This is a genomic window from Bartonella sp. AD328YNZD (assembly GCF_042196425.1).
Window position 1 is genome coordinate 1,456 of sequence record NZ_JBHIQG010000067.1, and the last position, 8,689, is coordinate 10,144.

At 38.8% G+C, this 8,689-nt stretch carries 10 protein-coding genes; 5 read left to right on the forward strand and 5 right to left on the reverse strand.

Features of this window, described 5'->3' with window-relative positions:
• Window positions 1–178: 178 nt before the first annotated feature.
• Entirely contained in the window at window positions 179–289 is a 111-nt protein-coding gene (locus ACFIO3_RS04940) for a HaeIII family restriction endonuclease (RefSeq protein WP_375608480.1), read from the forward strand.
• Window positions 290–396: 107 nt separating this feature from the next.
• On the opposite strand, the gene cobT is transcribed toward ACFIO3_RS04940, so the two are convergent.
• The 3 genes from cobT to ACFIO3_RS04955 form a co-directional block, all read right to left on the reverse strand.
• A complete protein-coding gene (gene cobT / locus ACFIO3_RS04945; protein ID WP_375704152.1) occupies window positions 397–2,292 on the reverse strand; it encodes a cobaltochelatase subunit CobT in 1,896 nt (631 codons plus the stop codon).
• A 14-nt stretch (window positions 2,293–2,306) separates the two neighbouring features.
• Window positions 2,307–3,287 (reverse strand): cobaltochelatase subunit CobS, encoded by a 981-nt coding sequence (gene cobS, locus ACFIO3_RS04950; RefSeq protein WP_375614368.1) that lies wholly within the window; start codon window positions 3,285–3,287, stop codon window positions 2,307–2,309.
• 203 nt (window positions 3,288–3,490) lie between these two features.
• A complete protein-coding gene (locus tag ACFIO3_RS04955; RefSeq protein ID WP_375606021.1) occupies window positions 3,491–4,111 on the reverse strand; it encodes a J domain-containing protein in 621 nt (206 codons plus the stop codon).
• Between the two features lie 124 nt (window positions 4,112–4,235).
• Between ACFIO3_RS04955 and ACFIO3_RS04960 the strand changes: the two genes are divergently transcribed.
• Entirely contained in the window at window positions 4,236–4,508 is a 273-nt protein-coding gene (locus tag ACFIO3_RS04960; RefSeq protein ID WP_375606020.1) for a BolA family protein, read from the forward strand.
• A gap of 18 nt (window positions 4,509–4,526) precedes the next feature.
• Here the strand turns inward: ACFIO3_RS04960 and ACFIO3_RS04965 are convergent, their stop codons facing one another.
• Window positions 4,527–5,495: a tyrosine recombinase XerC gene (locus ACFIO3_RS04965; protein WP_375704153.1), complete on the reverse strand. Its 969-nt coding sequence runs from the start codon at window positions 5,493–5,495 to the stop codon at window positions 4,527–4,529.
• A gap of 3 nt (window positions 5,496–5,498) precedes the next feature.
• On the reverse strand, window positions 5,499–6,320 hold the full coding sequence (locus ACFIO3_RS04970; RefSeq protein WP_375606018.1) for a SapC family protein: 822 nt from the start codon (window positions 6,318–6,320) through the stop codon (window positions 5,499–5,501).
• A gap of 131 nt (window positions 6,321–6,451) precedes the next feature.
• Between ACFIO3_RS04970 and rimM the strand changes: the two genes are divergently transcribed.
• From rimM to rplS, 3 genes are all read left to right on the forward strand, one after another.
• A complete protein-coding gene (rimM, locus tag ACFIO3_RS04975; RefSeq protein ID WP_375606017.1) occupies window positions 6,452–7,009 on the forward strand; it encodes a ribosome maturation factor RimM in 558 nt (185 codons plus the stop codon).
• 286 nt (window positions 7,010–7,295) lie between these two features.
• Window positions 7,296–7,994: a tRNA (guanosine(37)-N1)-methyltransferase TrmD gene (trmD, locus tag ACFIO3_RS04980; protein WP_375606016.1), complete on the forward strand. Its 699-nt coding sequence runs from the start codon at window positions 7,296–7,298 to the stop codon at window positions 7,992–7,994.
• 209 nt (window positions 7,995–8,203) lie between these two features.
• The gene (gene rplS, locus ACFIO3_RS04985) at window positions 8,204–8,644 is read left to right on the forward strand and encodes a 50S ribosomal protein L19 (protein WP_375606015.1); all 441 of its coding nucleotides are present in this window, start codon (window positions 8,204–8,206) and stop codon (window positions 8,642–8,644) included.
• The last annotated feature ends 45 nt before the right edge of the window (window positions 8,645–8,689 follow it).

The following is an 8,689-nucleotide window of genomic DNA, read 5'->3' on the forward strand; positions in this document are numbered from 1 at the left end:
CATTTTAAAGCTATGTCTAGTGGAGATATTTTTCTATATACGTGTATTTCAATATTTAAATATAACGAAATAACACAAGATCGAGACAAAAACGGGTGATTATTCAGTCTTTTAATTTGAAAGGCACTTTGGGATATGGACGTAAATGGAGAATTCCAAGTAAAACTTATCCGTTGCAATAAAACCGGAAAGTAAAAACAAACTCATTATAATTTTTGAAGATGGTTGGAGCATTTCTTTTAGAATTCATAATGCATCCAGTAAAGTAGAAGCCTTCCTTAAAGTTTGATATTCAATTTGTGGGATTATCTTCTCAGGTTTTTAGCCATAAAATTCCGATGGTTTAATGATAGAAATAATTTTTTAAAATGTAATCGTTGTTGATTCAAGGAAGGCTTATTTCTTATAACTATGAGGACTTTTATCACTAAAAAGTACTTCTAATTGTTTTGTTATAGCGTCGGCAAGTTCTTCAGCATTCATAATTGTTACAGCACGTTGATAATAACGTGTGACGTCATGACCAATTCCAATGGCAATGAGTTCGATGGGGGAATGGGTTTGGATTTCTTGAATCACTGCACGTAAATGTTTTTCTAGATAATTGCTGGAGTTGACCGATAGTGTTGAATCGTCAACAGGAGCACCATCAGAAATGACCATAAGAATGCGACGTTGTTCACGCCGTAATAAAAGGCGTTGATGTGCCCAAATCAAAGCTTCTCCATCAATATTTTCTTTTAATAATCCTTCTTGCATCATCAAACCTAAATTGCGTCGTGCGCGACGCCATGGGGTATCAGCACTTTTATAGATGATATGGCATAAATCATTAAGACGTCCAGGATTATGGGGGTTGTTTTGGGCAAGCCATTGTTCGCGTGATTTTCCTCCTTTCCAAGTTTTAGTGGTAAAACCTAAAATTTCAACTTTGACACCACAACGTTCAAGAGTTTGTGCCAAAATATCGGCACAACTTGCAGCAACGCTAATGGGGCGTCCGCGCATTGAACCAGAATTATCAATGAGGAGTGAAACAACCGTGTCTCGAAATTGGGTATTACTTTCTATTTTAAAAGAAAGGGGTTGTGTTGGGTCGATAATAAGGCGTGGAAGTCGTGCTGTATCAAGATATCCTTCTTCAAGGTCAAATTTCCAATTGCGATTTTGTTGCGCCATCAAGCGGCGCTGGAGACGGTTTGCTAAACGTCCAACGATGTTTTGGAGATGATTGATTTGCTTATCAAGAGAACGGCGTAAGTTATCTAACTCGTTTTCAGAACAAAAATCTGTTGCTTCCAAAATTTCATCAAATTGACGGGTGAAGATTTTATAATTGCCGAGTTTTTGCATTTGTTCCGAATCGGAAAAAAGGTGTTTGGGTTTGTGCGGCTTTTCTTGCCAAGGTCCATTTTTTTGCTCGCCGTCAGCTTGATCATTGTTGTTTGATTGTGTCGCTTGTGTTTTTCCGTCGTCTTGCACATCACTTTCTTGTTCAGTGCTGGTTTGTTCTTCACTTTGAGCGTGTTTTTTGTTTTTACTCTCTTCTTCTGCTTGGTCTTGAGGTTCATATTCGTTTTTTAATTTTTTATTGTTTTCACTGTTAGAAGCTTCACCCTGTTGTACTGTCATTTTGAGTGTAACAAGCATTTGGCGAACGATTTGTGCAAAAGCCTGTTGGTTGTAAATATGATGTGTAAGTTCATTAAGCTCTGCTGCGGCTTTTTGTTCGAGTTCTTGACGCCACAATTCTAAAACAGGGCCCGCTTCTTTTGGGGCAGGGCGCTTTGTTACTTTTTCACGCAATAAAAGTGCAATCGCTTCTTGGATGGGAGCCTCACTTTGGTTGCTAATCTTGTGATAATGGGCTCTCTTGTATTTATCGGCGAGCATGACATCAAGATTTTTTGCAAGCCCCTCCATGGTTAACGTGCCAATTGCTTCCACACGTGTTTGTTCGAGAGCATCAAAGACAGCACGTGCTTCTGATTCTAGTGGAGCAAATTGCATGTGAATGCGGTTGTCATGCCATGCTTTGCGAAGAGCCATGGAATCACCTAATCCGCGGGTAATGGTGATGTCTTTATTCGTTGCGTATTGAGGTAATTCTGGTAAACGTGCACAACTTTCGCTCAAAGATGGTCGGTTATGACTAAAGGAAACTTCAAGGTTGTTTGTGCCTGCAATCGCACGCATACAGGTGGAAAGTGCTTTTTTAAAAGCTTCAGTATTAAGAGTGTTGTTGGAAGAATCTTTTGCTGGATTTTTGTTGTCACCAATATCGGTAGCCATGAGTGACAGATTCCTTAAGGCGAAACACCATGAATGAGTGATTCGGGAAGCTCTTGTCCAAAGGCGCGTTGATAAAATTCTGCAACAGTGGCACGTTCGAGTTCATCACATTTATTGAGAAAGGTTAATCGGAAGGCAAAGCTGACATCTTGAAAAATTGTTGTATTTTCTGCCCAAGTAATGACGGTACGTGGACTCATGACAGTTGAAAGATCTCCATTGATAAAAGATTGGCGTACCATATCAGCAACATGAACCATTTGTGAAATTATCTTTTTTCCTTCAGTCGTTTGAAAGGATTTGACCTTTGAACAAATGATATTAACCTCTTTATCATGGGGTAAATAATTGAGTATCGTAACAATAGACCAGCGGTCCATTTGAGCTTGATTAATTTGTTGGGTACCATGATAAAGACCGGTTGTATCGCCAAGACCAACGGTATTTGCTGTTGCAAAAAGACGAAACGCTGGATGTGGAGAGATGACACGGCTTTGATCAAGTAAGCTTAGTTTTCCAGAAGTTTCAAGAACGCGTTGAATGACAAACATAACATCGGGACGCCCCGCATCATATTCGTCGAAAACAAGAGCAATATTATTTTGATAAGCCCATGGCAAAATGCCCTCTTTAAATTCAGTGATTTGTAAGCCATCTTTTAAAACGATAGCATCTTTTCCTACAAGATCGATACGACTTACATGACTATCGAGATTAATGCGAAGACAAGGCCAGTTAAGACGTGCAGCAACTTGTTCAATATGCGTTGATTTCCCTGTACCGTGATAGCCAGAAACCATTACACGGCGGTTAAAGGTAAAACCTGCGAGAATCGCTAAAGTTGTTTGCTGATCAAAAAGATAATCAGGATCGATATCAGGAACATGGGGACTTTTTGTGCTAAAAGCAGGGACTTTCAGATCTGTTTCAATATGAAATAGATCGCGAGCACAAAGTGTAATATCGGGCAAATTTTCAACGGTAAGATTTGTCATTATGTTTCTGGAAGGGAGAGGACGCTATTTATTCATTAGAAACGATACAAGAGTTAAAGTATTTATGCAATGCTCTATAATGAGAGCCTTAGATATTAAAGAAAGATTTTTTTACGTATTCTATAATGTTTTGCAAAAAAAAGTAACATTTTGCGCAAATAATGATGGTCTAAATGAAAATAGACTCATATAAGCGCATATTTTCAGCACAAACCAGACTTTTTTAGCAAATTGTAAGCATGTAAAACATCACGAAAGCGCTCTTCTGAAGCACGATTACCACCATTGGAATCAGGATGGTGCTTTTTTACCAACTCTTTATATTTCATTTTGATGTCTTCTGCTGAAGCGTTTGCCTGTAGTCCCAGTGTATCAAAAGCTTTTGCTTCTAAGGGCTTTAATTTTCGTGAAAACTTATTGCTTGAATGCTGCCCAGTAAAAAGCGTGAAGGGATCGCGCATGCGATTTTGATAGGCCGCTGTTCCAGAGCGAATCTTTGCATAATTCGCGGCTGTTTTTTTCGATGTACCATTGCTCAGATCTGTAGGCCATGTCGGACGATGTCCTGTGAGAGCATCCTTTTGAAATTTTGCGATATCTTTATTGCTAAGACCAGAGAAGTAATTAAAATTTTTATTATAGGCGCGTACGTGTTCAATACAAAAATATAAATATTGTCCTTCGTGATTTCGACCTGCTGGTGCTTTATGGGACCCTGTTTTTTCACAACCTTCCCACTGACACTGTTGTGCTTCTGGCTCAGCTTTTTGTTTTTTATTTGAGCTTATGCGAATTGAATCGAATAATTTAGATGTTATTGTCATATTATTGGTTTATGCAAAATTGATTAATTTTACAAGAATTGACTTTTGAAAAATTTGTTTTCACACTTATTCTATTATGAAAAAGGTGTATTTTTGCACGTTCATTTTGTTTGAGGAATGAAAAATGTCTATAGAAACAATCATCAACAGAAAGCTTCAGGATGCTTTTCATCCGCAGAAACTGGAAGTGATTAACGAAAGTCATCTTCATGAGGGACATCCTCATGATGAACATGCTTTTGATGGTAAAGGAGAAACACATTTTCGGGTGAAAATTTTATCTTCTTCTTTTTCCAATATGACGCGTGTAGAAATACATCGAGCGATTTATCAAGTTTTAAAAGAAGAGCTTGCTACTTGTGTTCACGCTTTGGCACTTGAGGTTGAAACACTCTAATTTTTTGATGAGACGTTTTTAGGAACGGGGATGGGCCTTTTGATAGATTTTTAACAAATGGTCTGTATCGACGTGGGTATAGATTTGTGTGGTGGAAAGACTAGCGTGCCCAAGAAGTTCTTGAATGGTGCGCAAATCTCCCCCCCGTGATAAAAGATGGGTGGCAAAAGAATGGCGCAGTGTATGAGGCGTTGCAGTTTCTGGTAAACCAAGGCTTGCACGTAAATTACGGACAGCTTTTTGAATAATGGCAGGCTGTAGGGGACCACCCCGCGCACCACGAAACATGGGTTGGTTGTCTATTAAAGGATATGGGCAGCATTGAAGATAATTTTGTACGGCTTCGTAAACAATTTTTATGAGGGGAACAAGGCGTGTTTTGCCTCCTTTTCCAGTTATAAATAAACTTGTTTTTTCAGGATCAGAAAATTGTTCTGGTGTGAGGCTTAAGGCTTCTGATATTCGCATTCCACAGCCATAAAGAAGCATGAGGACAGCAGCATTACGCGCGGTAATCCAAGGTTCATTTTCCAGTTGATTTTCTTGTTTGACTATGTGAAGTGCTGATTTTATCGCTAAAGATTTTGGGAGCGATTTGGGGTGTTTGGGGCTTCGGATAAGTTGAGCTGCGGGAACATTAACGATTCCTTCACGTGATAAGTATTTGAAAAAAGAACGGATGCTTGCTACTCCGCGGCTTAAAGAACGAGCACTTACATTATTTGTTCGCCGATAAGCAAGATAAGCACGCAAGTCACTAACGCGTAAATGAGCAAGATCTGTAAGGGTTGGTGTATGGCTTAAGTGTTGACAGAGAAAAGACAAAAATTGCCGCGTATCACGTTCATAGGCTTGCACTGTTTGTGCTGACATACGACGTGTTTGGGTAAGACACTCTAACCAATTTTTCCTTGCGTTTAAAATTGCATGGTCTGCTGGAATGAGAGGAATATTTTCATCTTTTCTCTTGTCGTTTTTGATAGGCATTATCTAGTTGAGAGTTTCTTTCTTTTTAGATTTTTCATCGTTAGAATGACCATTCTTGTTTTGGGGTTTCTCTTCACGATTGATAAGCTGCTTTTCACCTTTGAGAGAGAGTATTTTCAAAAGATTGTGCGTTGACATCAAATGCGCAAAAATTAATCCTAAAAAGCCATTTTTATGAAGTTTGGCAAGTTGGCTTGCTGATAATTTATTCAATTTTTCTTCATCAACAACCCAAAAATGTTCCAATTGCGCTGAGAGACCTTTATCGTTTTTCACATTGATGGATTTTTGGCTTAGAAGATCCATTTCTACAAGAGCATCAATAAACTCAGAGGTTTTCTCCATAGCGATTTTAAAACTTTCAAGAAAGCGAATACGTTCTTCCATAAAAGGAGAAATAGAGCCATCGGAATTAAAAAGTTCTGTTCCTGCAACTTCATTAAACATACCGGACTGTTGATCAAAGCACACAGAAAGTTCTTTTTCATTGCTAATTTGTGCCAAAACAAAAGGGTAGCGGCGGACAAAAGCAGGAACATAAGTATTGTTTTTCCAACTTTTATCAGAAGCGATATAGTCATTTTCGTCATTAGAAAGACCGACAAGAGCTGCGGATGTGTAGTGCCGTTTTTTTTGTTCATCTTCAGCGCACATAAATAAAATAGGATAGTCTAGTGCTGCTTGAAAATATTCAGTACTTGCTAAAGGAACCCAATGAGTATCCTTGGCAAAAGACATATCACTTGGAGGAGCAAATTTTAGATTTTTATGGGAAATTTTGTTGATTGGTGTGATATCTTTGTAAAATAGCATAATATTTGCCATAAGACTTTCTCCTTTATTAATTTGTTTTTGTTACCAAGAAAGGTCTTTTAGAAGATTGTCTCATATGGCAACAAGATTGAATAGAAAACTATAAGATTGAAGGGTTCATTTTTGAGAGATAATATTTTTGCATGAAGTATAATAAAGAAAAGCTTAAAAATAAAGTCTATCTTGCCATTATTGGTACGCCTCATGGTGTAAAAGGGGATGTTTTTGTTAGAATTTTAAGTGCTGATCCCCAGCGTTTCAAGTCTTATGGTACTCTTTATGATGATATGGGGCGTTCTTATGACATTGTAACTCTTCGCATGCAAAAAAATAAGGCGATTGTACGTTTTAAAGGGATAGAAAATCGTAATACTGCTGAGTCTTTAAATGGTATTCGCCTTTATGTGATGCGTGATCAATTAATTGATGATTTGATGGAGGATGAGTTTTATCAAGTCGATTTAATAGGTTTGTGTGTCCAAGATTGTGGGGGAAAAATCTTAGGTGAGGTATGTGGTTTTTTTAATTTCGGGGCTGGTGATTTGCTTGAAATACGTTTGAATACGGGTAAAAGAGTTCTTATTCCCTTTAGTAAGGCGGCGGTACCAGAAATTTGTATGGACTCTGGTTTTCTTGTTGTTGATCCCATGGCAGCTGGTTTTAGCGATAGAGGAGAAAATGATAAAAAGGAAATAGCTTGAATCTAAAAATAAAGATGAAGGTAAAAAACAACAGATGAATTTCGTCAATAAAAAGTGGAATGTGTGAAAATATTAAAAATGCTCTTTTGAGCAGATATTGTAAGCACTTTATTTCGAAATAGTCCTGAATTTTTAGAGTCTTTTTTTAGTGTAAGTATTTAGAAGGATCGTATTGAATATGGCGCAGATCAAGGAGACTCAGATTAACGCTATGGCGTTAAAAGTCTTGTTTGTGCTATTTTTGCTATTATAGAATCTGTTTAAGAAAATAAGGATAAGAAATAAAATGAAATTTCAGGCGCGCGTTTTAACCCTTTATCCTGAAATGTTTCCTGGTTTTTTAGGGTATTCTTTAGCAGGGCAAGCTTTAGAGCGTGGAATTTGGTCACTGGAGACGGTACAGATTAGGGATTTTGCTTTAGACAAACACCATAGCGTTGATGATAAACCTGCTGGTGGGGGAGCTGGTATGGTAATGCGGGCGGATGTATTGGCGGCTGCTCTTGATTGCTGTCCACAGGATTCGCCAAGATTGTTGATGAGTCCACGTGGACGCCCTTTTGACCAAGCTTACGCGCATAGCTTGGCTCGTGATACGGGTGTGACGTTAGTTTGTGGACGTTTTGAAGGGGTTGATGAGCGAGTCATAGAAGCACGAGAATTAGAAGAAATTTCTATTGGTGATTATATTCTTTCAGGGGGTGAAACAGCCGCATTGGTTATCTTAGATGCTATTATACGTCTTCTGCCCGGAGTGATGGGGAATGCAGCTTCTGCAAGGTGTGAAAGTTTTGAAAATGGCTTGCTGGAACATCCGCAATATACACGCCCTTCTCTTTTCGAAGGGCGGGGTATTCCGCCTGTATTGCTCTCAGGTCATCACAAAGCGATCGCAGATTGGCGTCAAAGCCAAGCCGAATTGTTAACACGTCAACGTCGCCCTGATCTTTATGCGCGTTATGATAAAAATCATCAGAAAACTTGATTCATATGATAAGGTGGTGTATTGCATGGCTCTCTTTTTAGAGAGTTTTTTATAAAAGGTTTTCTGTAGTTCCAAAATTAAAATGAAGGAATGGTGTATTCGCTCCTGTGTAAGACATAGCCTAAAGAGCTCCTTATTCTTAATAAAGGCTTTTTTGGTAAGAGTTGAGCGCTCTGACTGTTCGATAAAGAACGTGAAGGATAAAAGAAATGAATATTATCGCACAGCTTGAAGCTGAACAATGTGCAAAAATTGAAGAAAAGCGCCAATTTCCAGCATTTCAGCCAGGAGATACAGTCCGTGTTATGGTGCGTGTGACAGAAGGTACACGGACGCGTGTTCAGGCTTATGAAGGTGTTTGTATTGCACGTTCAGGTGGTGGGTTGAATGAGACCTTTACAGTACGCAAGATTTCTTACGGTGAAGGGGTGGAGAGGGTATTTCCTGTTTTTTCTCCTTTGATTGAAGGTGTTGAGCTGGTGCGCCGTGGTAAAGTGCGCCGTGCAAAACTCTATTATCTGCGTGGCTTGAGAGGTAAAGCTGCGCGTATCGCTGAAAAGAGAGATTATCGGAAAAAAGCTGAAAAGGTTGTTGAGAAAGTAGAAGCAGCAGCCGTAAGTACAGATGTTGAAAAGCAAGTTTCTGAGTAAAGATTATATCGGCTAAACTTTATGCAAAAGCGGCTTTTATGCCGC

Bases quoted from the DNA above. Each gene is read 5' to 3' on its own strand.
- ACFIO3_RS04960 (WP_375606020.1), top strand. From the start codon at position 4,236: ATGTCTATAGAAACAATCATCAACAGAAAGCTTCAGGATGCTTTTCAT.
- ACFIO3_RS04970 (WP_375606018.1), bottom strand. From the start codon at position 6,320: ATGGCAAATATTATGCTATTTTACAAAGATATCACACCAATCAACAAA.
- ACFIO3_RS04955 (WP_375606021.1), bottom strand. From the start codon at position 4,111: ATGACAATAACATCTAAATTATTCGATTCAATTCGCATAAGCTCAAAT.
- rimM (WP_375606017.1), top strand. From the start codon at position 6,452: ATGAAGTATAATAAAGAAAAGCTTAAAAATAAAGTCTATCTTGCCATT.
- rplS (WP_375606015.1), top strand. From the start codon at position 8,204: ATGAATATTATCGCACAGCTTGAAGCTGAACAATGTGCAAAAATTGAA.
- cobS (WP_375614368.1), bottom strand. From the start codon at position 3,287: ATGACAAATCTTACCGTTGAAAATTTGCCCGATATTACACTTTGTGCT.
- ACFIO3_RS04965 (WP_375704153.1), bottom strand. From the start codon at position 5,495: ATGCCTATCAAAAACGACAAGAGAAAAGATGAAAATATTCCTCTCATT.
- cobT (WP_375704152.1), bottom strand. From the start codon at position 2,292: ATGGCTACCGATATTGGTGACAACAAAAATCCAGCAAAAGATTCTTCC.
- trmD (WP_375606016.1), top strand. From the start codon at position 7,296: ATGAAATTTCAGGCGCGCGTTTTAACCCTTTATCCTGAAATGTTTCCT.